21 protein-coding genes are annotated in these 24933 nt (G+C 41.5%); 13 read left to right on the forward strand and 8 right to left on the reverse strand.

What is annotated here, in order from left to right; genetic code table 11:
- Window positions 1–60 precede the first annotated feature (60 nt).
- The 9 genes from G6R02_RS16365 to G6R02_RS16405 all read left to right on the forward strand — a co-directional run bounded on the left by G6R02_RS16365 (window position 61) and on the right by G6R02_RS16405 (window position 10808).
- Window positions 61–942 (forward strand): ABC transporter ATP-binding protein, encoded by an 882-nt coding sequence (locus tag G6R02_RS16365; protein WP_164670476.1) that lies wholly within the window; start codon window positions 61–63, stop codon window positions 940–942.
- A gap of 25 nt (window positions 943–967) precedes the next feature.
- Window positions 968–2581 (forward strand): ABC transporter permease, encoded by a 1614-nt coding sequence (locus tag G6R02_RS16370; protein ID WP_164670477.1) that lies wholly within the window; start codon window positions 968–970, stop codon window positions 2579–2581.
- Window positions 2582–2644: 63 nt separating this feature from the next.
- Complete coding sequence (locus G6R02_RS16375; RefSeq protein WP_164670478.1) at window positions 2645–3028, forward strand: VOC family protein; 384 nt, start codon at window positions 2645–2647, stop codon at window positions 3026–3028.
- Window positions 3029–3661: 633 nt separating this feature from the next.
- Window positions 3662–4384 (forward strand): hypothetical protein, encoded by a 723-nt coding sequence (locus G6R02_RS16380; protein ID WP_164670479.1) that lies wholly within the window; start codon window positions 3662–3664, stop codon window positions 4382–4384.
- A gap of 758 nt (window positions 4385–5142) precedes the next feature.
- Complete coding sequence (locus tag G6R02_RS16385) at window positions 5143–6360, forward strand: lysophospholipid acyltransferase family protein (protein ID WP_164670480.1); 1218 nt, start codon at window positions 5143–5145, stop codon at window positions 6358–6360.
- Complete coding sequence (locus tag G6R02_RS16390) at window positions 6357–7727, forward strand: sodium/glutamate symporter family protein (RefSeq protein WP_164670481.1); 1371 nt, start codon at window positions 6357–6359, stop codon at window positions 7725–7727. Before G6R02_RS16385 ends, G6R02_RS16390 begins: the two co-directional genes overlap by 4 nt.
- A gap of 478 nt (window positions 7728–8205) precedes the next feature.
- Window positions 8206–8454, forward strand: coding sequence for a type II toxin-antitoxin system Phd/YefM family antitoxin (locus G6R02_RS16395; protein ID WP_164670482.1), 249 nt, complete (start codon window positions 8206–8208; stop codon window positions 8452–8454).
- Window positions 8455–8764: 310 nt separating this feature from the next.
- Window positions 8765–9313 carry a sigma-70 family RNA polymerase sigma factor gene (locus G6R02_RS16400; RefSeq protein WP_164670483.1) on the forward strand — a complete coding sequence of 183 codons (549 nt, stop codon included), beginning with the start codon at window positions 8765–8767 and terminating at the stop codon, window positions 9311–9313.
- On the forward strand, window positions 9306–10808 hold the full coding sequence (locus G6R02_RS16405) for a DUF4179 domain-containing protein (protein WP_164670484.1): 1503 nt from the start codon (window positions 9306–9308) through the stop codon (window positions 10806–10808). Before G6R02_RS16400 ends, G6R02_RS16405 begins: the two co-directional genes overlap by 8 nt.
- A gap of 282 nt (window positions 10809–11090) precedes the next feature.
- Here the strand turns inward: G6R02_RS16405 and G6R02_RS16410 are convergent, their stop codons facing one another.
- Complete coding sequence (locus G6R02_RS16410) at window positions 11091–12011, reverse strand: DUF4349 domain-containing protein (protein WP_246202637.1); 921 nt, start codon at window positions 12009–12011, stop codon at window positions 11091–11093.
- 125 nt (window positions 12012–12136) lie between these two features.
- Between G6R02_RS16410 and G6R02_RS16415 the strand changes: the two genes are divergently transcribed.
- Window positions 12137–12739, forward strand: a complete 603-nt coding sequence (locus tag G6R02_RS16415; protein ID WP_164670486.1) for a restriction endonuclease — start codon at window positions 12137–12139, stop codon at window positions 12737–12739.
- 276 nt (window positions 12740–13015) lie between these two features.
- On the opposite strand, the gene G6R02_RS16420 is transcribed toward G6R02_RS16415, so the two are convergent.
- Window positions 13016–14428 carry a SpoVR family protein gene (locus G6R02_RS16420; RefSeq protein ID WP_246202681.1) on the reverse strand — a complete coding sequence of 471 codons (1413 nt, stop codon included), beginning with the start codon at window positions 14426–14428 and terminating at the stop codon, window positions 13016–13018.
- 432 nt (window positions 14429–14860) lie between these two features.
- On the opposite strand from G6R02_RS16420, the gene gdhA reads away from it, so the two are divergent.
- Window positions 14861–16243: an NADP-specific glutamate dehydrogenase gene (gdhA, locus tag G6R02_RS16425; protein WP_164670487.1), complete on the forward strand. Its 1383-nt coding sequence runs from the start codon at window positions 14861–14863 to the stop codon at window positions 16241–16243.
- A gap of 26 nt (window positions 16244–16269) precedes the next feature.
- Here gdhA and G6R02_RS16430 read toward each other — a convergent pair whose 3' ends face one another.
- From G6R02_RS16430 to G6R02_RS16440, 3 genes are read right to left on the reverse strand one after another with little or no spacing between them, the layout of a single operon-like run.
- Window positions 16270–17289 (reverse strand): TolB-like translocation protein, encoded by a 1020-nt coding sequence (locus tag G6R02_RS16430; protein WP_164670488.1) that lies wholly within the window; start codon window positions 17287–17289, stop codon window positions 16270–16272.
- An 18-nt stretch (window positions 17290–17307) separates the two neighbouring features.
- Window positions 17308–18174, reverse strand: a complete 867-nt coding sequence (locus G6R02_RS16435; protein WP_164670489.1) for a permease prefix domain 1-containing protein — start codon at window positions 18172–18174, stop codon at window positions 17308–17310.
- Window positions 18171–18494: a PadR family transcriptional regulator gene (locus G6R02_RS16440; RefSeq protein WP_164670490.1), complete on the reverse strand. Its 324-nt coding sequence runs from the start codon at window positions 18492–18494 to the stop codon at window positions 18171–18173. The genes G6R02_RS16435 and G6R02_RS16440 overlap by 4 nt, the downstream gene beginning before the upstream one ends.
- A gap of 134 nt (window positions 18495–18628) precedes the next feature.
- Between G6R02_RS16440 and ymzB the strand changes: the two genes are divergently transcribed.
- Window positions 18629–18970, forward strand: coding sequence for a protein YmzB (ymzB, locus tag G6R02_RS16445; RefSeq protein WP_246202682.1), 342 nt, complete (start codon window positions 18629–18631; stop codon window positions 18968–18970).
- Between the two features lie 252 nt (window positions 18971–19222).
- Here ymzB and yhbH read toward each other — a convergent pair whose 3' ends face one another.
- Both yhbH and G6R02_RS16455 read right to left on the reverse strand, forming a co-directional pair.
- Window positions 19223–20392, reverse strand: coding sequence for a sporulation protein YhbH (gene yhbH / locus G6R02_RS16450; protein ID WP_164670492.1), 1170 nt, complete (start codon window positions 20390–20392; stop codon window positions 19223–19225).
- 270 nt (window positions 20393–20662) lie between these two features.
- The gene (locus tag G6R02_RS16455; protein ID WP_164670493.1) at window positions 20663–22558 is read right to left on the reverse strand and encodes a PrkA family serine protein kinase; all 1896 of its coding nucleotides are present in this window, start codon (window positions 22556–22558) and stop codon (window positions 20663–20665) included.
- Window positions 22559–23156: 598 nt separating this feature from the next.
- On the opposite strand from G6R02_RS16455, the gene G6R02_RS16460 reads away from it, so the two are divergent.
- Entirely contained in the window at window positions 23157–23516 is a 360-nt protein-coding gene (locus G6R02_RS16460; protein WP_246202638.1) for a GyrI-like domain-containing protein, read from the forward strand.
- Window positions 23517–23739: 223 nt separating this feature from the next.
- Here G6R02_RS16460 and G6R02_RS16465 read toward each other — a convergent pair whose 3' ends face one another.
- Window positions 23740–24864 (reverse strand): N-acetylmuramoyl-L-alanine amidase family protein, encoded by a 1125-nt coding sequence (locus G6R02_RS16465; RefSeq protein WP_164670494.1) that lies wholly within the window; start codon window positions 24862–24864, stop codon window positions 23740–23742.
- Between the last annotated feature and the right edge of the window lie 69 nt (window positions 24865–24933).

Consider the following 24933-nt stretch of genomic DNA (forward strand, 5'->3'; position numbering starts at 1 on the left):
TTGATAAGTGAAGCACCATGTAAATTGGTGTCCAAAATTTTAAATAAAGGAGTTAGAGCTATGACAAAAATTGTAGAAGTGCAAGGTTTACAAAAAAATTTCGGTAAGTTTCAAGCGTTAAGCGATGTGTCGTTTTCGGTAAATGCCGGAGAGGTTATCGGTTTTATTGGACCTAATGGTGCCGGCAAATCTACAACTATCCGTATTTTACTGGGAATAATCAAGCGGGATGCTGGGAGTGCAGAAATATTCGGTAAAGATGTTTGGAAAGACAGCCTCGACATTCATAAACGCATTTCGTATGTCCCGGGAGATGTCTCTCTGTGGGGAAACCTAACCGGCGGTGAAATTATTGATTTGTTCATTAAATTGCATGGCGGCGGAGACAAGCAAAAACGCGATTATTTAATTAAGCGTTTTGAATTGGATCCTAAGAAAAAAGCCAAAGGATATTCGAAAGGGAATCGGCAAAAGGTGGGATTAATTGCTGCATTATCAGTTGATTCGGATTTATACATTTTTGATGAGCCCACTTCTGGTCTTGACCCTTTAATGGAAGCAGTGTTCCAGGAAGAAGTTGAAAAAATCAAGGAATCAGGTAAATCCATCCTGTTGTCCTCTCATATCTTGAGTGAAGTAGAGCGCTTGGCTGACAAAGTTGTCATCATTCGTCAAGGTGAGATTGTGGAATCCGGCAGCCTTGATGAATTGCGTCATTTGACTCGTTCTACCGTAACTTTGGCAACAGAGGGTGATGTGGCTGAAATGGCCGCTGTAAATGGCGTTTTTGATTTCGAACAAAAAGATAATCAAGCAACATTCTCTGCGGATAATAAACACCTTGATGCTATTTTAATGGAAGCAAGCAAACTAGGCGTCAAGAAATTTGAATCTGTACCGCCAACGCTTGAAGATTTGTTCTTGCGCCACTATGAAGGCTAACCGCTGAAAAGGAGGATGAGATCCAATGAAGGAAAAATTTGCCCGTTGGGATACACTGTTTCTGCTATATCTGAAACGTGATTGGAAAAAAATAATTGTTTGGATTTTAGGAATTGGTTTGTTTTCAGCTGCTTACGTTCCAGCCTTTCAAGAGATAGCAAAAGGACAGGGGTTGCAGGGAATGTTCGAAACCTTGCAAAATCCTGCTATGATAGCCATGGTAGGTCCTACGCCGATTGAAACTGCAAGCGAGTACACGTTAGGGGCTATGTATGCACACGAAATGTTACTATTCTGTGGTTTATTTGCAATGATCATTTCCGTTTTACATGTGGTGAGTCATACCCGTAAAGAAGAGGATCTTGGTCTTACGGAGCTTGTACGCTCATTTCAAATAGGTCGTCAGGCAAACTCGCTTGCTGCAATTAGTGAGACAGTTGTTATTAATGTCATATTAGCACTTTTTATCAGTGGCGTAATGATGAGTTTCGGTGCCGATACGATTACTGCTGAAGGTTCCTTTTTATTTGGACTGTCAATCGGAATTGCCGGTGTTATCGGTGCTGCAATTGCTCTTGTTATGGCACAAATTATGTCAACGTCAGCTGGTGCAACAGGTTCAGCACTTGGAATTATCGGATTACTATATATTGTTCGAGCCGGAACAGATGTCTCCAATGTTGACTTATCAATGCTCAATCCCATGGGGTGGACATATTTAACGTATCCCTTTACGGAAAATAACTGGATGCCGCTTATTTTCGCACTGATTTTCTGTGTAATCGCGGTGATCGTTGCCTTTGCCCTTGAGGGTGGTCGCGATATGGGGGCCGGCTATCTTCCTGAAAGAGTAGGCCGGGAAAGCGCAAAGAAATCGTTGCTGTCTACCCGCGGTCTATTTATCAAGCTTAACAAAGGCGTGATGATTAGCTGGTTCGTCGCCTTTGCTATTATGGGGGCAGCCTATGGTTCCATTTATGGAGATATGCAAGCCTTCCTTGAAAGCAACGAAATGATAAAGCAAATGTTTAGTCATTCAGGCGTTTCCATTGAAGAATCATTCACTGGTACGATTATGATGGTCATGATTGTTTTGGTTTCGATTTTACCAATTGTCCTTGTGAATAAACTTTTCGCTGAAGAAAGAAGATCACACTTAAGTCAGCTTTATGCGACAAAAGTGACGCGCACCCAATTATATTGGACCAGTGTTGGCCTAGCAATTTTTGCAGGTTTAGCAGGAATTTTATTAGCTGCAGGCAGTCTGGGTGGTACGGCTATCGCAGCCATGGAGAATAGCCCAACAATGGGTATATCTGATTTTCTTGCTGCCGGATACAACTTCCTGCCATCCGTACTATTCTTTATTGGTCTGTCGGCTCTAGTTCTTGGCTGGGCACCGAAATTGGGTAAAGTGATTTATGTTTACCTTGGCTATTCCTTTGCACTAAACTACTTTGGCGGTATGCTGGATTTACCGGAATGGTTTTCCAAAACAGCTATTCAAAGTTGGATCCCGCGCATGCCAATGGAAGATTTTGATGCCCCGATTTTCATAACAATCACTGTGATTAGTATTGTTTTGATGGTAATAGGTTATCTTGGTTATTGCAGACGGGATATGATTGAAGGTGCTTGATGTTGGCCGGGAAATAGTTAGTTAAAAACGAAACCTGATGCTTTTTTCAACGGAGGGAAAATGGTGGATATTATTGTTACGAGTATATTTGTAGAAGATCAATCAAAGGCACTGGAATTTTATACAGAGAAGCTTGGATTTGTGAAAAAGCATGACATTCCCGCTGGAGAACACAGGTGGATAACGTTAGTTTCTCCTAATATTCAGGATGGCACCGAGCTTTTGCTTGAACCGAATCAACATCCGGCTGCTAAGGAGTATCAAAAAAGGCTATTTGACGAAGAAATTCCGGTAACAATGTTTGGCGTTGCAGATATTCACAAAGAATATGAACGATTAAAAGAAAAAGACGTAACGTTTACGATGGAACCAACAAAAATGGACCAAGTCACCATAGCCGTTTTCGATAATACTTGCGGCAATCTTATTCAGATTATACAGCAGTAATGATCGGGATCTGTTGAAGAAACATTGTTCTAATGATCGCTATCGCAACACTTGTTGTGGCGATTATAATCCATAAAAAATAGACCTCCCTGCGTTTAACAGCCGGGTGAGGTCTATTCCTTGCTTGCGCTGACCCTCTTGAAGGGGAGCGATTCATTGCTGACCGGAGATATTCACGTTTGCAAACTATAAATACGCGATGGGGGAAGCATAGGGCAGCTTTTTTGGCGGATTCTCATTCCGTTATTTGCCAAAAACTCTTCGTTTTTCGCATAGTTATGAATCCTCATTCCGCTATTTACCATTTTCGACTCCAAATTCCGCTGATTATGATAAATAACGGACACGATCCGCGTCACCCCTTTTGGAACCGATTTATTGCCATTTAGCGGAATGTGGATCCGCATCGTTGAACCAATACGACTTTTGGAAATTGCGTCTTCTCCCTTCTTTTGTAGTTGGGTAAAGATTTCTATGTTAATTATTGGGAAATCTTGTCAGCAGTTTTTTGATATGTATTATCCTTTATCTGCTTGATTCATATTGTGTTACCATGAAATTAAGATTGTCCGGGTTATCCCATGATATCTTTTTTTTTCAAATTAATAAAATATCAAAAAGGTCGTGAGGAGAATGGAGAATAAATTAAAAATAAAAAAGGAAATAAATCAACAAGAAGTTATTTTAGATCTTATTGTAAATGGTACGAATGACTATATATTAAAAACAAAAGAATCTGGTGAGAAAATAGTTGTCAGGGAACTGGCAAGGAAACGTAAAGCTATTATTCTTTATAAACCTCTTAAGATTGCTGGAGTTATGGTTAAAGAAATTGAAATTACAGATGAACAGCTAAACGTAATTGAAGAAATAGAAAAGGAATTTAAGCAAAAAGCAATTGATAGGGATAAACAATCAAAAGAGGATTTAATAAATGGCGTTACAACAATCAAAGTCAATTATCGCAGTGGAAAGGCGTTAAGCGGGTATATAATTTTTGGGCATGAAGCTGATTTGCTAAAGAGTTTGGGTGTAGCAAAAGAAATAGGCGGCTGGCGGACGATAGTTGATGAAGAATTGATTGAAGCGTTGGGTGAAGAATTTACATATCAGCAAGCATCCGATTATGCAAAACCGGTAGTGGAGGAGAGAGAGAAAGAAAAGGCGAAAAAGGAAGCGAAAATAAAAGCAAAAATGGAGGAAGCAAAACGGACCGGTGAAAAGGTTGCCATCAGACGCTGGCAAGAGAATTGTAACAATTCGAGAAAAGACTGTGATTTGGATAATATGACTGAATACGCATTGCCTGATGGAAAAACAAAAATCGAAAGACGGCATACAGGATTAAAGGTCTAGGGACAGTTTGACGGGCCAATGGGGGCAGGTTTCTTGGCCCATTACATATCGATAGCACGCCAAAAACGACGACATTAAAAGTATCGTCGTTTTTCCATTGTTCGGCTATTATTATAGTGGAAATATACAAGCGTGATATTCCAGTTTAAATCGTTTGGCGGATTCTCATTCCGTTATTTGCCTAAATACCTTCGTTTTTCGCATCGATATGAATCCCCATTCCGCTATTTACTACTATACCCCTCATATTAACCCAAACTAGCAGGAATAACGGAACCACGATCCGCTTAACCCGCTTTGGAACGGCTTTTTGTCCTTTTAGCAGACTGAGGATCCGTATCGTTGAACCAATGAATCATCATTCCTATATTATTCGCCTTCCCGTTTTAATTCGTTCCGTATGCATTTACTTAGGAAGCAGCAGAACCGTCATAGTACTTCTTTTGCGCGACTTTTCTCTGATTTCGCGCGACTGTCTCTTGGTTTCGCGCGACCTTACTCTGGTTTCGCGCGACCTTACTCTGGTTTCGCGCGACCTTACTCTGGTTTTGCGCGACTTTCCCTTGGTTTTGCGCGACCTCTCTCTGGTTTCGCGCGGCTGCACCATGATATCGCGCGACCTTCTCCCAATTTCGCGCGAGTTATAGCTAGCTTTAAACAGATAAGAATTAATGGGCTTTGGAGCGGGTCAATTGGCCAAAAAATATGATATTATTATAGGTATCTGATTTCATTTTTATGTACTGGGACGTGAAGTAATGAGTATCGAAAAAAAGCCGAGCAGGTTCATGCAGAAAACCCTGTTAGCACCGATTCGGGCGTTTATCAAAAGCCGCTCCAACATTGTCATTGAACGCAATGACACACGGAATATGGAACCACCCTACCTGATCCTCTCCAACCATGTGAATAATTGGGATCCCTTGTTCCTTAATTGTTATGTGAATGAGCCGATTTGTTTTATCGCTGCCGACCCGTTATTCCGTAACCCATTTTTAAAACACGTGCTGAATTATACCGGTGCCATCCCGAAAATGAAGTTTAAAAACGACGTTGGGACAATCCGCAGTGTACTGAAGGCAAAAAAGCATAATCGTGTGATCGGGATTTTTCCGGAGGGTAACCGGAATTGGGATGGGGAAACAGAACCGCTAATCTATTCGACAGCTAAACTTGCCAAACTGTTGGACATACCTGTTGTGGTGGCAACCATCCGGGGCGGATACATGACACATCCACGGTGGGCTGACAACCATCGAAAAGGAGTTATTTCGATTTCTTTTGAAAAAAAGTGGGACAAAGGTGCATTCAAGGATGACTCGCCGGAAACAGTTCACCAGAAGCTGACTGATGCGCTTTATCATAATGAGGTGGACTGGCAATCCGGCCAGGAGATTGCTTACAACGGAAAGCAACTGGCGCATTATCTCGAACGGCTGCTTTTTGTCTGCCCACATTGCAATATGCCGGGAAAGCTCCATTCACATGATGATCTGTTTGAATGCCGGAACTGCAATTATACCGTTCGTTATACACCTTCAGGGACTTTTGAAGAAGTCAAACTGCCAGTCTATTTTTCTACTCCACGTGACTGGAATAAATGGCAGCTGGAATTTCTGGAGGTAACCGTTTCTGATCCTGGCTGGGTAGCGCACTGGAATGAAGCGATGCAGGATCATGTAAAGCTTTATTTATCTGAAGAGGATCAACCATTTAAACTTGTTTCAGGCGGGAACTTAATGTGGAGCGGTCATTCCATTCATTTTCAAGCGGATAATGGGGGCAACTATTATTTTCCGTTTGAAGATGTGGAAGGGATCAATATTCAATTTCACCACAAGCTTGATTTTTTTGTTGGTGAAAAAATGTACCGGATCGTTTTTTACCAGCCGCGAACGTCAGCATACAAATGGCTGCAGGTTATCAAGGCAGTAAAGAAAGCGAATATCGGCAATGACGGGGAGGTAATATCGTGAGTAATTCATGGGCGATGGTTCTAGATTTTATTTTGCTATCATTCTTAATTGTTTTATCTGCAGTATTAAAAGCCCGGATTCCTGTCTTACGGAAACTGATTATCCCCACTTCCATGATTGCCGGTTTCCTCGGATTGATTGTTGGACCGGAACTGTTGGGCTGGATTGAATTTGATAAAGATATGCTGGGGAATCTTGTATATCACCTGATGGCAATCGGCTTTATTGCTTTATCGCTGAAGGAGCGCGACATGAAAACCAGCCCCGCTGTCCTGAATTCCGGCATGCTGATTGTGTCCACTTATTTGGTGCAGGGAATCATTGGATTTGGTCTGTTCATGATTCTTGTCGAAAGCCTTTATCCGGATTTTTTCCCGGGAATTGGCTTATTATTGCCGCTTGGCTTTGGTCAGGGACCCGGCCAGGCTTATTCGATCGGCACTCAGTGGGAAGAGCTCGGGCTCGTCGGCGGCGGGAATCTTGGGCTGACAATTGCCGGAATCGGATTTATCTGGGCAACTGTTGTTGGGATTATTTTAATGAATATACTTGCTCGGAGCAAAAAGTTCCAATCAGCCGGACAGGAACCGGCGAAACAGCATGAGCAGGTTGTAGAAAAATCAGAACCGGATGAAATTCCATTGAGTGATGCAATTGACAAATTAACCTATCAAATCGCATTAATTGGATTTATTTATCTTGTCACATACGTAACGATTTTTGGATTGGAAAGCATTTTAACCCCGCTTGGAACATTCGGGGCAACATTTGCACAGCTGCTGATTGGATTCCATTTCCTGATTGGAAGTCTCTATGCTATGCTGTTCCGGGTTATTTTAAATAAAGTAACGGCTGCCGGGCTGAAGGTTGAACATTCACCGAATAACTTTTTGCTGCAGCGGATATCCGGCTTTTCATTTGATTACATGATTACCGCTTCAATTGCCGCCATTTCGATTTATGCGTTAAAAGAATACGCGGTGTCTGTTTTATTATTGACAACACTTGGCGGGCTGGTAACGATTTTATTTTTACTTTGGATTGGACCGCGTGTCTTTCCTGCTGATAAGCTATCGAATATATTGGGATTTTACGGAATGCAGACCGGTACGATTTCAACCGGAATGGCACTGTTGAAGGCAGTTGATCCCAAGTTCCAGTCAAGCACGGCGGAAAATATGGTGATGGGCAGTGCAACTGCATTGATGTTCGGGTTTCCTTTGTTGCTGCTATTAAACGTTCCCATCGTTGGGTATGTACAGAACGAGCCGGTTATGTATGTATGGACGATGCTGGGTTTAGTTGTTTATTTTGCCGTATTAATTGGGGCTTTGTTGTATCGGACACGGGAAGCGAAGACAAAATGAGTCCTATATCCTGAAGCAGTATTCCATTGAGAGTACTGCTTTTTTTATTGGACGGGATTGCGAAGCGTGCTGCTCCCCGGTGTTACTACCGATATAATTGTGAACTTTAGCGAATAATTTGTGAACTTCGAGCAACCTAATTTTGAACTTTAGAGTTTTAGTCGTATACTTTAGCGAATTCATTGTGAACTTTAGCATTTTCGCCGTCTTGTTGGTATCATTTGCTATTCACAGAGCTTGGACCTGGTGAGACATGGAGACAGAGTGACAGGTCCATTGTCTCATGGAAGCGTGGCGCTTTTAATGGAACACAGTGGCAATCAGGCGAACAGATGAAAGAATAATGAAAAATATAGATCCTGCAAAATTTTTGAGAGCCTGGTTTTGATTAGATTTTTTCAGAGCCAGGCTTTTATTTTTGGTTGGCGAAATAGAACTTATTTTTGATTCATGATAAAAATGCTATAATTATAGTAAAATGCCTGTAATTCGTTCAATAAAAGATTTAAGAAATACAACGGAAATCTCTGAACTGTGCCATCAAATAAAGGAACCACTATTCATCACAAAGAATGGATATGGGGATATGGTTGTTATGAGCATGGAAACCTATGAGAATACTTTAGCCAGGCTGGAGTTATATCAAAAGTTAGTCCAAGCAGAAGCCCAAATTAAGAATGAGGATGACCTTTTAGATGGGGGAAAAGTCTTTAAAGAAAAAATATGACAACGAATAATATAAAATTAAAATTACACCTATTGCTTATAAAGATTTAGATGAAATTTATAGCTACATTTCTGATGAACTTTACAATAAAGGAGCAGCGAATAACCTTTTGAATAAGATAGAAAAGCGTATCATGTGGCTAAAGGAATCCCCTTTTTCCAGTAATTTGGTAACAGATGAAACTTTAAAAAATATAGTGCAGTTGGAGCTAAGAAGGCTTCCTGCTTTTTTTTATGAATTTTTGGGACTTTTTTATTCTAGAATCGTCTTTACTAATACAATCGATTGTTACAGAAATAGAGGTGGCTTTATGGACAATACTCCGGAATTTCCAGATAAGATCCTGGAAAATGGCCGCGAACCATTCATTGAATGGGTGATGGAGGAACATGGGGAAAGTTTAAAGCGATTTATTTTTACTTATGTGAAAAACAGAGCACAAACTGATGATATTTTCCAGGATGTTTTATTTACTGTTTATCGAAGGGTTCATACATTCAGGCAACAATCATCTTTCAAGACCTGGCTTTATCGGATTACGGCGAATAGATGCAGAGATTATTTACGTTCACCATTAACCCGGCTTTTCATATGGAAAGATCAGGTGACAGAAAAAGTAAACGAAGAGACACCAGAGCAATCACTGATTATGAATGAACGGAAAAATGAAACCATTAAGGCAATAATGAATCTCCCAGTTAAATATCGCGAAGTATTAATTCTACAGTACTACCAGGAATTCAGTATTCAGGAAATCAGTAATCTATTGAAAGTAAATCTGTCAACTGTGAAGACACGAATTATGCGTGCGAAGGAAAGGCTCAAACAAGAGCTTAAGGAGGAATTTCTGAATGAGTAAATTATCCAGGAAAGATTTTGATGACTATATCGGAAAAGACTCTTTTTATTCAGAACAGGATAAGGAACGCTTTTTCAAACGGTTGCGACAGTCTGAAAGAAAGAAGAAAAACTGGTTTCCACAATTGATGACTGCTGCCATAGCATTGTTAATTCTTTTTGCCGGTATGCAATTTATTCAAAACGGACTTCCTTTCCAGTCTGCAGGGGACAAGGACTACGGCGCGTGGAAAGTGGCAGATTCCAAAGAAGAAGTGACTGCCTATTTTAAATCGAGAACTCCGGGACTGGAACTGGCTGAGGAAAAGGGGCTTGTCTCTGAAATTAACAAATCCATTCCGCTCGAAGGTAAATCAGATCTTAAGATAGAAAAAATCTGGTATAACTCGGAAGAAATATTTGTTTTTTACAGTATTGGGATACCGAACCCGGAGATTATGAAAAACCAGGAGACTGCACCACATATAACGCAATTCTATGTGCAGTCAGACGAAAATGGACAATACCCTAACCAGAACCTTAGTGTATACGCTAAACAAACCGGGCCACAGGATGGCATCATATATAACGACCGATTTTATCACCGGGCAACCATGATGCCTATTAGAGATCAATCCCATAACGTAATCAGCCAAATTGATGATATTATAACAGCCATTATCACGGTTAATCTTTTTAATGAAAGTCAGGATACACAAGAGGTAAAACTGCCGATTAACTTCGATCAAAGCGAAGAAACAGTAGCATCCAGCAGTATTGATAAAACCATTCATGCGGGAAATGCCTCGCTGACAATTGACCGGATTGAAATGAGAGTGTCCCAGACAGTTCTCTATGGAAGTATCGATACTCCAAACGGGAATGCTTTGCAACGAATTAATGGTTCGGTTATAACAAAGGATGCCAAAGGTAATGAAGACCCAACTAGTTTTAGTATGCCCGCCAGCAGTCCAACATCCTTTAAACTGGAATTTCGGCCAATGAATTCAATGCCTGAAAATATTACTGTTAAGATTGATTCCGTTGTCCTGAGCAGTGATGATTCATTTAATTTTTCATTGGATGCTTCTGATTATAATGGCGACCTTTCCAGTTCTGGTTCAAAAAATGCACACAGACAAGTTGGAGAAATAAAGAATACGAAAATTTATCTGGAAGAACTTGTTTACAATGACCGAGGTCTTAATGTCAATATTCTTTATGAACCAGAAGAACCTGATCAAACCATTCAGCTGGCATCAGCAATTCCAAAACAACATGGTTTAAATGATGATTTACCATTACTAGTATCTGCCGTTAATGAGGATGGGGAGGTTGGAGAGCTTCTTCAAAGCGGCTCGGGACCTGGTAAACTTGATGAAGGATATGGTTTCACACTGAACAAATCATTTATACAATCATCTGAGCAGATTGATATAACGATTGAAAATTTGCCATATAAAATACTAATTAATGATTCCATCGAGGCTCCTATTTCGGTAGAAGGTGGCAAGTAATAATAATAATGGCCCAAGGGGACAGGTTACTTGGACCGTTTTTCAGTATTAAGTGGACCAAGGGGCCTAGTCCCCTTGGTGAAACCGAAATTTGTGAACACTTCAGCGGAAAAATTGTGAACTTCGGCGGATTCTGTGACAACTTAAGCGAAAACTGTGAACACTTCGGCGGATTCTGTGACAGCTTCAGCGAAAAGCCGCCCAGCGTACTGTAATAGAGTTAGTCCGAAGCACATATCCCAAATAAAGGGTTCGTCAAATAATTTGACGAACCCTTTCCGCTTATTTATCCTTCTTCCTGCTTTTTCTGACAATCAAAAATGCACCCAACGCTATAGCCCCCAACAATATAAGCACCGGCAAATTACCAATCAAGAAAACAAATATCCCTGAAAACGCTGAGATAAGGAAGTTAATACTCCGCATGAACTGCTGCTTGGTTTTTTCCCAGGTGTTTAAATCCTTGCTTCCCGAGATAGTTACATTATTCTCCTGAATGTGAATCGTGACCGTTGCCAGATTGACCTTGTTCTCCAGATAATTCATCCGGCCGGTGATTTGCTCAATTTCTTCCTGGACTTTTGCCAAATCCTCAGAAATTTTAAGGAGATCCTCCGTTTTTTCCGCCTGCTCCATAAAATTAAGCAGTCGTTTTTCCACAACACGCTTCGATTCCAGACGCGACTCCAAATCAACATACTCCTCTGTCACGTCCTGACCGGAAATGTTGCTTTCCAGAACCTTGCTGCTGCCGTCTTCCACAAATTGAACAAATTCCCGAAACTGCCCCTGTGGGACCCGGGCTTTTACCGTGCCATTGGTCGACCCATCTTCAGACCCTTCGCTCATATGTGATTCCACGATATACCCGCCATGTTCTGAGACCTGACTCTGAATATCCTTTACTGCTTTCTGGTAATCTTTTACCTCGATACGGAGGTTAGCTGTGTAAATAATTTTCCGGTCGGCCTGTGCGGATTCATCCGCTTGTGACCCTGTGTTTCCTTCCTGCGATTCACCATCTGCACTGTCGCCTGCACCTGTTCCGGAAGAGGCATTTTTCCTGTCTTGTTGTACTGCACTTTCTTCCGTGTTCATCTGAGCTGAATCACTGCTCGACTCACTATTTCCCCCATCGCTGCTGCAGGCTGCTAAGAGGAGGATATAACCAAGAAAAACAATTAATAATACAAATTTTTTCACCATGACCACCCTTTTTCTCTTTTCCATACAGACGGAATTTAGTGGAAAAAGTTACAACAACCTTCAAGAACATGTATAAAACATGTCTCTCTTGTTCAAGGTGATTAACAATAAGGAGGTAAAAAATGCTAACGTTAATTGTGGTTCAGGCCTTCGTAATCATCGGCTTACTGTGGTTTATGAGAAAACAAAATGAGCGGGAAGCTGCGTTACTTTCACAAAAAATCAATTCAAGTATGGAGTTAAAGAAAACAATGGCAATGGGGCTTTATTATCGCTTTAATTTTCCCCATAAGAAGGATGAAAATGGTGACATTTCCTTTGACAAAGCATCAGATCTTTTTATTAAACAGCTTGATTTTGAACTTGAAGATTTTTGTGCAAGCGTAATAGAGGAAAAACACGGAGGAAATGCTGTCACGACAGCCAGAAGTGGAGATTTTGGTGTGGATTTTGAGCATACCAGAGATGACGGTCTATATTTAGGCCAGGTCAAAGCGTATAAAAATGACTTGGGATATGAACCGATTGCGCTTATACATTCGAACATGATAAAGCGAAATGCGGAAGGCGGTTATGTCATATCAACAAGCGGATTCTCAAAAAGCGCGAAAGAATATGCAAAAGGGCTAAATATTGAGCTGATTGATGGTGTGGAATTGGTTCAATACTGGCTGGAAACGATGGAATCGACTGTCTATTCACCGGCTGCAAACGAATATGTATGATTAAATAATAAAGGCAACTCCCATAGTCGACACTGGGCAGTTGCCTAATTATTTCTGATTAAATTCGCTCATTCCGAATCATTTCTCGCATTTCTTCTGAAGTATAATAATTCTTAACCTTATCAAAATAAACTACAAAAGCAGATGTAATAAAACTCACATCTGCTTTTGCATATCATCCTCACTAATATTTATAAGATTGCCCACCGTCGCATTTCCACTTTATGCAACTCAAAAGAAAAGCTCGGAATTAATCTTCCAAGCTTTTTCCCTTCACTAGATAAACTTCCGATGCACCTTATCCTCCTCACACGAAAATACAGCCAACTTATCCTCGACATACGTTTCCATATGAACATCGCGCCCCCACAATTGATAAATATATGGAAGTACATGTTCCAAATACTTGATATCAAGCTCTGTTCCTTCATAGCTATGAACCAGATACAGTTCTCCGTTCCGCATATAGTCGGCATTTTCCACGGTGATATATGGGAATCCTCCATTCACCCGCATTGAAACAAGCTGGTCCCGGACATTCTCATAATCCTTATCGGTGATTGTGTAATCTCTGCCCTGTTTCTCAAATAAATACATATCTTCTCGCTGGACGAGTTCTTTAGTTAAATAATTTCGTATAAAAGAAATGTCCGATTCAATTTCCCGGACTTCAAAAATCTTTTCACGTCCTGTGTCGGCTTCCACCCCTCGCTCTTTCATTTCGTCAGTCGGATTATTGTAACGTTCTTCAATATCCTCATACATTTTCAGACCAAGATAGTACGGGTTAATTTGCTGTCTGGATGGCTGTACGACACCGGCATTCAATGTCGCAAACTCAACGACTTCATCGGTGGTCAGGTCCATTTCCCGCAAAATCCGCTGATGCCAGTAGGAAGCCCAGCCTTCGTTCATGATTTTCGTCTCCAGCTGTGGCCAAAAGTAGAGCATCTCCTCGCGCATCACTGTTAAAATATCACGCTGCCAGTCCTCCAGCTCGCGACTGTGTTCCTGGATAAATAACAAAAGGTCCTTTTCCGGCTTCGGCGGGAATTTTTTTCTTTTTTTGCTTACGGCGGGTTTCTTTTCGGGCTGATCAAGATTCCACAAATCATCATAAGGTGTTGGTGCCTTCGTTAATTCCGCTTCTTCCTCATCATCCAAGTCATACGACGGCAGCTGCGGTCTTACAATCGACGGATCAATATGCTCCTGAATGGATAAAACCGCATCCAAAAACTTTTCGACTTCATCCTTGCCATGAATCATTTCGTAATTGGCAATTCGCTCCGCTGTTGCAGTCATGCTCTCTACCATATCCCGTCTCGTGTTCGAAAATCGGACATTATTTTTGAAAAAATCACAGTGGGCAAGCACGTGCGCGACAATCAATTTATTTTGGATAAGGCTGTTGGTATCAAGCAAAAAGGCATAGCATGGGTTGGAATTGATAACAAGCTCGTAAATCTGACTCAGTCCGAGGTCATAATGCAGCTTCATTTTGTGAAACTGTTTGCCGAAACTCCAATGGCTGAACCGTGTCGGCATACCATATGCACCAAATGTATAAATAATATCAGCGGGACAAATTTCATAACGCATCGGATAAAAATCAAGGCCAAATCCGGATGCAATTTCCGTAATTTCATCAATCGCACGATCAAGCGTCTTTGTTTCTGTCAAAACAATCCCTCCAAGTGTTCTTTTTACAGTGTATGACAGAGAGAGGCAATTTTGACCAGAGGATATTATTTTTATAATAATGCCTCGCATGGCGGACGAGGCTGCCCGGACATATTTTCCGTTATTCATTAAAAAACATGTCTTATGGGGCGGTTCGCGGACATATTTTCCGTTATTACTCTAAGTTCAACGTAAAAACTGCCTATTTGTGCCGGATAGCGGAACAAATGTCCGCAAGCACCGGTGAATCAGCGTTTTAGAACCAAATAGCGGTAAATGTGTCCGCAAAAATTTCCGGCAGAGCCGATCACTGAACAAAACAAAAGAGAAGCCTACACTATTCTGTTTCTTGAATTCATCCGTGATTTCATGTAAAATTGTAATATTAACTTTAAATGGTTGATGTATTTTTTAGAATTTTACATAAGGAGATGACCTATGAATACGATGGAAACCGTTTTACAATCAAAAAAACAAACTGCACAGGAATATGTAACGAAAGTCTTTCAATCCACTGAAAAGCGTAACCCTCACGAAAATGAATTTCTACAAGCTGTTAAAGAAATAGTCGATTCCCTCGTACCGGTATTTGCCCAGCATCCGGAATATATGAAGTACGGCATCCTGGAAAGGTTGGTCGAACCTGACCGTGTCATTACATTCAGAGTACCTTGGGTCGATGACCATGGAAACGTACAGGTAAACCGCGGATTCCGTGTACAATTCAACAGTGCACTTGGCCCTTATAAAGGCGGCCTGCGCTTTCATCCATCTGTGAATACCAGTATCGTTAAGTTTTTGGGATTTGAACAAATCTTCAAGAATTCTTTAACAGGGCAGCCGATTGGAGGCGGAAAAGGAGGGTCTGACTTTGATCCAAAAGGTAAGTCTGACCTGGAGATCATGCGCTTTTGTCAAAGTTTCATGACCGAACTGTACAGACATATTGGGCCCGATGTCGATGTACCGGCTGGTGATATTGGTGTCAGTTCCAGGGAAATCGGCTACTTATTCGGCCAATACAAAAAAATCCGGGGCACCTTTGAGGCTGGTGTGTTAACAGGCAAAGGGCTTGAATATGGCGGGAGTTTAGCACGTACAGAAGCAACTGGATATGGAACCGTTTATTTTGTACAGGAAATGCTGAAAGATAAAGGACTCGACTTCAAAGGCAGTACCGTTGTTGTATCCGGGTCGGGAAATGTTTCGATTTATGCAATGGAAAAGGCCACACAATTCGGGGCAACGGTTGTTGCATGCAGTGATTCGGACGGCTTTGTTTATGATGAAAATGGCATCGATCTTGATACCGTTAAAGAGTTAAAAGAAGCGGGCAGTGAGCGGATTAATGCCTACGTGGAGAAACATCCGAACGCACAGTATATTGACGATTGCACGCAAATCTGGACGATACCATGTGATATTGCTTTACCGTGTGCCACCCAAAATGAAATTGATGAAGCAACCGCAAAAACGTTGGTGGCTAACGGGGTAAAGGCAATTGGCGAAGGAGCGAATATGCCTTCAACACTCGCAGCCATTGATGTATTTCTTAAGAGTGATATTCTTTTCGCTCCAGCAAAAGCCGCCAATGCCGGTGGTGTAGCAGTTTCTGCATTGGAAATGGCCCAGAACAGCGGGAAGATTTCCTGGTCGTTTGATGAAGTAGATGCCAAATTGCACGAAATCATGAAAGATATTTATCAGAACAGCATGCAAGCCGCAGCAGATTATGGAACCCCAGGCAACCTGCTGGCAGGGTCTAATATTGCAGGGTTTAACAAAGTAGCCGGCGCCATGATGGCTCAGGGAATAATATAAGCATTACCACCTAATATCAGATGGGATTATTTTCCCTCTGGTATTTTTATGTCCACTCGCTCACGCTTATCTCCTTCCAGACTAATCTGCCAATAATGATATTCAGGATTACGCTGAGCAAATTGTGTATTCACTGTTACGATTAACTTTTTGCCGTTGCTTAAAAAGACTGGGCTGGAAACATGCTCATGAAATGATGTAATCTGCTCCGCTTGTGCTGTATCACGATCCATCAAGAAACCTTCATATATAAATGTACCATTCTTATCCTTCGTTGCTACATCAGAAAAAACGATTTTATTGCCATCCGGGGACAGTTCAGGGGATGAAATAATCGGCGCATTTGAAGCGAAATCACCATTTGGTACCATTGACTTTTCTGTTGTCCCGTCTTCCAATGAATGAAAAATAATCTGATCGGTATTTCGATAAGTCCGGTACATCAGCTGCTTACCGTCCGGTGTCACAGTCAAATCTGACATATGGTAGGCATTTTTATATGTTATTTGTTCGGTTGCTCCTGTTTTCAAATTATAATGATATACATCATAATCATGCGGTCTTTTTGAAGCAATGCTGGAATAGTTTTTATAAACCGAAGCCTTCAGGAAAAAGAGCGATTGTCCATCAGGTGAAAAAGCAGCATCCGTGACCAGGCCATCAGAATCGGTTAACGCTGTTATTTGTCCCGTTTTCCGGTCCACTATCATTAACTGCCCATAGCGCTGCTCTTCTTCCGTCCACTCTTTAACAAAGGCGACATTTTGATCATCCGGTGAGAATTTCGGATTGATAAAGGATTTTCCCTCTTCAGGTACTGCCAATGGCTCCGCTGTTCCACCTGTGACCGGTACCGTATATAGTGAGGCATCATCACCATGATAGTAGGAGAACGCGAGAGTTTCATCATCTCCCGATAAATCTGTCGTCTGACCGAAGCCGGTAAAACCGCCGGAACCTTCGACAAACATACTAGATCCCCACAGCACGAAAAACAACAATACGATTCCGGTGATAAAACTGCTATTTTTCTTTTTTAATGTCATTTCCTTACCCCCACTGCATTATGCGAAAATAAAAAACACGCTAAACGTCAAAACAACTGAAGCAACGGAGAACAAAAGCCCGGTTCCCATTGATAACAGTGGTTTTTTTGCGATATAGGCCATTTGATACCGGTAAAAAATCACCCAGGCGACAACAGGAATAAACGGCATGGCAACCGGCCAGCCTACCCCGACAAAGGCGAGAAATCCCCATGCGTAAAACAAACCGAGACAAATGATAACAACGCCGTATAACAAATTGACGATATAGCCGAGTTTAATCGTCAGCTGATTTTTTTGATCATGTTTAACCTGATCGGTGGAATAGTACGAGTTTCGAAAAACAAAAACCAGCCCCATTCCGACCAGGATTACTAAGTACAGACTGAATAATATAGCCTGCCACTGGGTTGCGCTTTGGGTCAGCGCCAAATTAATACCATTCCAGATTACATTGGCGAATACGATTAAATTTACCAGATAAAAGTGACTGCCCACTTTTGAAATATTAATCGCGGCCAAACTTACGATAGTTCCCGACAGAAGTTGAATCACGAGCCAGACCGGCAGTGACTCATTAAAATTAATCAGTGAACTTAGATAAAAAATAACACCAAATAAAATGGTCGCGATGCCGATTGCATACAGCAGGCCGCGTTGAAACGGATACATCGATTCCTGTAATTCGCGTCCGATAAAATAAGCATTCCCGAAATCGTCCAATGCCCGTTCCTCTGCCTGTTTTTCCGATAAACCGTCGCTTATGTATTTATTTTTAGCCTCGTGTAAATGGCTGAGCAGCTCTTCTCTTAAGGATTTGCGTTCATCAGACGGACTTTGCATTTGTTCAAGTGCCTGCTGAACATACTTCTCCATCCGTTTCATGAGATATCCCCCGACGTTTTCGAAATCAGATGATGAATGGCATTCCATTCTCTCCGTTTCTTTTCCAGAATTGCTGTCCCTTCATCGGTTATTTGATAATACTTCCTTCTGCCATTTGCTGTTTCGGTCCAGTAAGAGCTCAGCCATTTCTTCTTTTCCATTCGTTTTAAAGCGGGATACAGTGTTCCTTCCCCCATGTTGTACAACTGGTCACTTTTCTCCTTCAATACTTTTACCATCTCGTAACCGTACATATCTTTTCCCGCAAGCAGGTTCAGCAATAATATATCAATGCTTCCCTTCATAATTTCACGATCCATTATGATCACCTCTTTAATATTGTAATACGATGCACGTCGTAATACAAGGTATGGCGAGAATTTTTTCCACTGATTATTCTGTATGATTGAACGCATTAAGGAGAATCTAAATGAAGGAGGGATTGATCTTGGATGTGCAATTTTTATCAATTGAGGAGTTTAATGAGCTGTTAAATCAGTGGAGCGGGCAGACGATTAAAATTACAAAATTTGAACTTGATGATCTTGACGAAACATTAATGGATTTACAACATATTTCTTATGAAACAAACACAAGAAGACTTGATGATTATGAACCGATGCATGAATTACAGCTGAACGGCTTCGGAAATATGCAGACGGATGCAAATGACCCGCAGCCGCTCCCTTCGCAATTATACGAAATACCGCTCGAGGACTCGTCATTATATGAATTTGATGGAACGCGCTTTTTGCTGAGTACATCAAGGGGAGTTTATAAGATTGAACTGGTATAATCCGGGCATATAAAAACGCTTGAACTTCAAGCGTTTTTATAGTACTTCCCGTTTAGGCTGGACATATTTTCCGCTATTTGTCTGAAATAACCCTTATTTCATGTTTTGGAGGACATATTTTCCTTTAATTGATTAAATCTGCAGCAAATTGATTCACTTTTTGATTGATAACGGAACAGATGTCTGCGAACAGCCTGAAAATAGTGTTTTATCATTGGATAGCGGAATATATGTCCGCCTGATTTGAACGATTCAAACTGCCGCGGTCTCTTTTGCAAAAAATCGCTTCAACGCGTGGTACACATCTTGCTTCCCTTTCAAAATATAATGCCGGAACTTTTCGTTTTCAAGCTCCCTGTATGCCCGCATCAATGTGGACTGCCGGTTATACATATTTACCTCGGCATAGCCAAACATATTGGAGACATCCATAATCTCATTAACCAGTTTGATGCATCTCGGATTATCTGATGTAATATTTTCGCCGTCTGAAAAATGAAAAGGATAAATATTATAACGAACGGGATCGTATTTTCCTTCGATAAGCTCCAACGCCTGGTTATATGCCGATGAACAAATTGTACCGCCGCTTTCTCCTTTTGAAAAAAACTCCTCCTCGGTGACGACTTTCGCTTCGGTATGATGTGCGATAAAAGCAATTTCGACTGATTCATATTTGGAACGTAAAAATCGCATCATCCAGAAGAAAAAACTTCTGGCCAGATATTTTTCAAAGGTTCCCATCGACGCGCTCGTATCCATCATGGCAAGAATAACTGCCTTGGAATCCGGCTTGATGATATCATTCCACGTTTTGAAGCGCAGATCATCATTATAGATGGGTGTAATGCCAGGGTTCCCTTCAGTTGCATTTCGTTTCAGGGCTGTTAAGATGGTTCGCTTTTTATCAATGTTGCCCATAAGCCCTTTTTTGCGGACATCATTGAACTCCACTTTTTCTGTTGTAATCTCAGCCTGCTCTTTTTGTTCCAGGTTGGGCAGTTCCAGTTCTCTGAAAAGTGCTTCCTCCAGCTCAGCAAGTGAAACCTCTTTTTCAAAGTAATCCTCACCTGCCTGATCTCCGGCCTGCTTTCCTTCACCCTGGCCGCTCTTACCTTGCTCTCCTCCACTCGGGTCACGTGCAATCACGTCACCAACCTCACTGTCACCATCACCCTGCCCGACATGTTTTGATTTATTGTAATTGTAGCGGATTTTGTATTCATCCAGCGAACGGATAGGGATTTTAATAACATCCCGGCCGTTCGACATGATAATATTTTCTTCACTGATTAAATCGGGCAGGTTATTTTTAATTGCTTCCTTTATTTTGTCCATGTGACGCTTTTGATCTTGATATCCTTTACGATGGAGGGACCAATTTTCCTTTGAGACAACAAAGTTTTCTTTCGCTTCCTTCATGCGCTTCCCCTCCTGTATGGTTTTATCGAGCGTGCTATCGCTGTATTGCGCGAGTCAGCGGTTGTGTTGCGCGAGTTTGCCGCCTTATTGCGCGAGCTAACGACGATATTGCGCGAGTTTTGATAATATCGCGCAGGTTAACTGCCGTGTTGCGCGACTCATGCATTATTGCACGTTTCACGCGATTTATTTATCATATGCAATCGTAATAAAACAAGTTCTGTTTTAAAAAAACAAGACCGTAATCAGTCTTGTTTTTTTACCCTTATTTTACCGATTCAACAGACTTCCCACATACCGCAGCAATTCATTGGCTGAAACGGAGTTGTAGCCATATTCATCAATCAGCCTGGCGATCACTTCGTTAATTTTCTTAAGCTGTGATTCGTCCGGCGTTTTTGATGTGGTTGTTATTTTGACGACATCTTTTAAGTCGGCAAACAGCTTTTTCTGAATTGCTTCCCTTAGCCGTTCGTGTGAATTATAGTCAAACCGTTTTCCTTTCCTGGCGTAAGCGGAAATACGAATCAGGATTTCCTCCCTGAACGCTTTCTTGGCATTTTCCGAGATGCCGATCTGTTCCTCAATAGAACGCATCAGCTTTTCATCCGGATGCATTTCTTCACCTGTTAGCGGGTCTTTCAATTTATTTTTGTTGCAAAACGCTTCCACATTATCAAGATAGTTATCCATTAATGTTTTCGCTGATTCCTCATACGAGTACACGAATGCCTTTTGAACTTCTTTCTTAGCGATTTCATCGTATTCTTTTCGCGCGACAGAGATATAATTCATATAGTCCTCTTTGTCTTCCTCTGAAATGGATGGATGCTGGTCAAGCCCATCCTTCAATGACCGCAGTACATCAAGGGCATTAATTGACGGAACTTCCTTGCGAATGATTGTGGATGAAATCCGGTTGATGACATACCGCGGGTCAATTCCGTTCATCCCTTCTTCAGGGAATTCATTTCTTAATTCATCAACGTCAACCTGATTATATCCTTCCACACTGTCACCGTCATACAGTCGCATCTTTTTAACGATGTCGACGCTTTGTTTTTTGGATTCCTTTAGCCGTGTCAGAATGGAAAAAATCGCTGCAACTCTCAGTGCATGCGGGGCGATATGGACATGTGCCATATCACTTTCCTTAATCATCTTTTGATAAATTCGTTCTTCCTCACTGACTTTCAGGTTATACGGAATTGGCATGACGATAATTCGTGAATGGAGTGCCTCATTTTTTTGATTGGAAATAAATGAACGGTACTCCGCCTCGTTCGTGTGCGCGACGATCAGCTCATCAGCACTGATTAACGCAAACCTTCCAGCTTTGAAGTTGCCCTCCTGTGTTAACGACAGAAGATGCCATAAAAACTTCTCATCACATTTCAGCATTTCCTGAAATTCCATCATCCCGCGATTTGCCTTGTTCAGTTCACCATCAAAGCGGTATGCGCGCGGATCCGACTCCGAACCGTATTCAGCGATTGTTGAGAAGTCGATACTTCCTGTTAAGTCAGCAATATCCTGTGACTTTGGATCAGATGGACTGAACGTTCCAATGCCGACTCGTTTATCTTCATTGAGAAAAATCCGTTCGACTTTTACATCTTCAATCCTTCCGTCATATTCCTTCTCAAGCCGCATTGAATTTAGCGGTGATAAGTTCCCTTCAATCCGAATGCCGTATTCATTATAAAAGTCCTCACGCAAATGCTGTGGAATCAAGTGCAGTGGATCCTCATGCATTGGACAGCCTTTAATAGCATAAACCGCACCTTCATCGGTTCTGGAAAATTTCTCGAGCCCACGCTTCAGCATGGTGACAATTGTTGATTTCCCGCCACTGACAGGCCCCATCAACAATAAAATTCGTTTACGGACATCAAGCCGCTTTGCTGCAGGATGAAAATACTCCTCAATCAGCCGCTCGATTGCATCTTCAAGCCCAAATATTTCTTCGCCAAAGAAATCATACATTTTTTTTCCGTCTTTTTCCGATAATCCGGAGCTCTTAATCATATTATAAACGCGAGAATGGGCTGTTTGGGCAACTTCGGGGCGCTCTTTCACAATTTCCAAATACTCGTCAAACGTACCTTCCCATTTCAGACGCTGTTCTTCCTCACGATGATGCTTCACTTTGTTGAGAATATCCATGTCATTCCTCCATCCAGTGCCTGATTAATATAGCCTATGCACCAGTACGTTTTATGATGCCGAGAAGTTTACCTCTTCTTTGATTCATTAACGTGTTAAAAATTGAAATGCACGTGGATTAGAACGAAAACCTTCTTTCGTTTAATTCGATATATTTTAATTCAACTTTCGCAGCGTAAAAATGAACACATATGCCTTATAGGAATTAGGGAGGTCAAAGATACACTACTAAGGTTGACTTTGAATTAACGGTAAAATATTTTAGTGAGGTTTCCGTTTTTTTCCTTTCGTATCCCTAATGAAGGACATTTCATTGATGTTTTCGCTTCCTTTTGTCCTTCATAACCCCGATGAACCACTTTTCATCAATGTTTTCACTTCCTTTTGTCCTTCATAACCCCGATGAACCACTTTTCATCAATGTTTTCGCACTCTTTTGTCCTTTACACCAGCCTCGTATATATAACAGCTCAAGGAGGATATTTTCACTCAAACTGTTTAGCCGGCATAAGCAGACGTGTTCCCATGCAATTTGAAGGTGTTAATAACGAAATTGTAAAACTTGCAGAAAGCATAACGGACGAAGAAAAAAGAAGAAATGCATGCTCTTCAAAATATAGAGCCAAAGAAAATCGTTAATGCTTCTTATGATGCTGACGCTAACTTCTTAAAAGAGGAAAGAGATTTAACTCACTTGATTGGTGTTTTGACAACTGCAAATGAAGTAAATGACCGATTAGATAAAGTGCCGGTCGAAGCCTGTACCTGGGCAGTATTTCCAAATGAAGGACCATTTCCATCTACGTTACAAGAAACAATGGCAAAAACATATTCAGAATGGCTACCTTCTTCCGATTATGAGGTAATCAATGCTCCTAGTTTTTCTTTTACTGAAATGGATGAGAATAATAAAGATTACGCTTATAGTGAAGTTTGGATTCCTGTACGGAAGAAATAAAAATGAAAAGGGGCTGGGACAAAAGTGTTTTACCAAAATTAAAATCCGAACATATTGGAAAGGGTGTATAAAACCGCTTCGGGAATATACTTCGCTTTCACACCTCCGGGTACCAATTCGGGGACGGCTGGTGAGCCTTTTGGCAACACTTTTTGTTTTGTCCCAGCCTCTTTGTCATGTTATTAAAACTGAACTACTTACTATCAGATGGGCAGTTTTCCACTTACTCATCAAAATAATTCTTCAAACCCTGCACAATGCCATCCGCCACATTGTCTTGATAGGAGTTTGTTTGTGCCGCTGCCAGATCATTTGGGTTTGTAATAAATCCTAATTCGACCAGTACGGCAGGTTCACTGTTCTCACGAAGTACGTGATAATCGCTTTGCATGATGCCACGACTGTACAGTGAAATATTTTGTTCCAGTGCAGCCTGAAGGTTTGTTGCCAGCTGGCGATCTTCCCCGCCTGTGTGAAAATGTGTGCTTACACCGTTAATTCCCATAATTGGGCAGGCGTTGTAGTGGAGACTGACAAATGCATGTGTATTGTATACATTACTCAATTCCACCCTTTCTTCAAGTGTAAGAAAATAATCGCTGTCACGGGTTAAGATTACCGTTGCACCTGCTGCACGCAAATTTTGGGCAACGTTATCTACTGTATTCATGATAACGTTTTTTTCAAAAACACCTCCGATGCCGATTGCGCCTGGATCCATTCCGCCATGTCCAGGGTCAAGGACAATGTTATACCCCTCCAATGCTCCATTGGCACTTGTGGTTTGCGGCTGCGCATCGTTATTGCTGCCGGAATTTGTGTTGGCTTCAGGCGGATTACTTTTCCCGGTGCTGTAACCTGTAAGCCATCCGGCAATCCAGCCGGTCGACCCATTACCAAGCACTACATTATTCCAATTGTTTGTTGACTTTACCAAGTTGTATGTATCTCCTTTGGAAGTGTAGCCGATGATTTCATGATTGGTTCCCGGGCCAGTACGTATTCGGACTTCGGTTGCGGTTACCGTGATTTTTTCCGGTGTTGACTTGGAAATAGTCGATGAACCGGTGTTTTTTTGACTAGTATCTGCCGGGTACAGGAACTGTGATGCTACCCATGCTTCCTGTCCGCCATAATAGGTCTGCACCCATCCAAAAGCCTTCTGAAATACTTCAATTTTATCACCATCGTTCAACTGTCCAATAATCGCTGCACTGTGTGACGGTGCTGTTCTGACATTCAGATGATTCGCTCCTACTTCATAGGTCTTACCGTTATCTGCTTGTACAACAGGGATAAAAACGAAGAATAATAACATCAAACTGATACCAAATGTTAACGAACGCATTTTCAGGTACCTCCTTTAACAGTTGATATCCACTATTTGCCCTTATGACCAGATACTAAACTGGTATCT

Source organism: Virgibacillus doumboii (assembly GCF_902806455.1).
GTDB lineage: Bacteria > Bacillota > Bacilli > Bacillales > Amphibacillaceae > Lentibacillus > Lentibacillus doumboii.

What these genes read in the sequence shown, in the direction of transcription:
- G6R02_RS16365 (WP_164670476.1), top strand. Translation starts at nt 61, where the DNA reads ATGACAAAAATTGTAGAAGTGCAAGGTTTACAAAAAAATTTCGGTAAG.
- G6R02_RS16370 (WP_164670477.1), top strand. Translation starts at nt 968, where the DNA reads ATGAAGGAAAAATTTGCCCGTTGGGATACACTGTTTCTGCTATATCTG.
- G6R02_RS16380 (WP_164670479.1), top strand. Translation starts at nt 3,662, where the DNA reads ATGGAGAATAAATTAAAAATAAAAAAGGAAATAAATCAACAAGAAGTT.
- G6R02_RS16385 (WP_164670480.1), top strand. Translation starts at nt 5,143, where the DNA reads ATGAGTATCGAAAAAAAGCCGAGCAGGTTCATGCAGAAAACCCTGTTA.
- G6R02_RS16395 (WP_164670482.1), top strand. Translation starts at nt 8,206, where the DNA reads ATGCCTGTAATTCGTTCAATAAAAGATTTAAGAAATACAACGGAAATC.
- G6R02_RS16400 (WP_164670483.1), top strand. Translation starts at nt 8,765, where the DNA reads ATGGACAATACTCCGGAATTTCCAGATAAGATCCTGGAAAATGGCCGC.
- G6R02_RS16405 (WP_164670484.1), top strand. Translation starts at nt 9,306, where the DNA reads ATGAGTAAATTATCCAGGAAAGATTTTGATGACTATATCGGAAAAGAC.
- G6R02_RS16415 (WP_164670486.1), top strand. Translation starts at nt 12,137, where the DNA reads ATGCTAACGTTAATTGTGGTTCAGGCCTTCGTAATCATCGGCTTACTG.
- gdhA (WP_164670487.1), top strand. Translation starts at nt 14,861, where the DNA reads ATGAATACGATGGAAACCGTTTTACAATCAAAAAAACAAACTGCACAG.
- G6R02_RS16430 (WP_164670488.1), bottom strand. Translation starts at nt 17,289, where the DNA reads ATGACATTAAAAAAGAAAAATAGCAGTTTTATCACCGGAATCGTATTG.
- G6R02_RS16435 (WP_164670489.1), bottom strand. Translation starts at nt 18,174, where the DNA reads ATGAAACGGATGGAGAAGTATGTTCAGCAGGCACTTGAACAAATGCAA.
- G6R02_RS16440 (WP_164670490.1), bottom strand. Translation starts at nt 18,494, where the DNA reads ATGGATCGTGAAATTATGAAGGGAAGCATTGATATATTATTGCTGAAC.
- yhbH (WP_164670492.1), bottom strand. Translation starts at nt 20,392, where the DNA reads ATGAAGGAAGCGAAAGAAAACTTTGTTGTCTCAAAGGAAAATTGGTCC.
- G6R02_RS16455 (WP_164670493.1), bottom strand. Translation starts at nt 22,558, where the DNA reads ATGGATATTCTCAACAAAGTGAAGCATCATCGTGAGGAAGAACAGCGT.
- G6R02_RS16460 (WP_246202638.1), top strand. Translation starts at nt 23,157, where the DNA reads ATGCATGCTCTTCAAAATATAGAGCCAAAGAAAATCGTTAATGCTTCT.
- G6R02_RS16465 (WP_164670494.1), bottom strand. Translation starts at nt 24,864, where the DNA reads ATGCGTTCGTTAACATTTGGTATCAGTTTGATGTTATTATTCTTCGTT.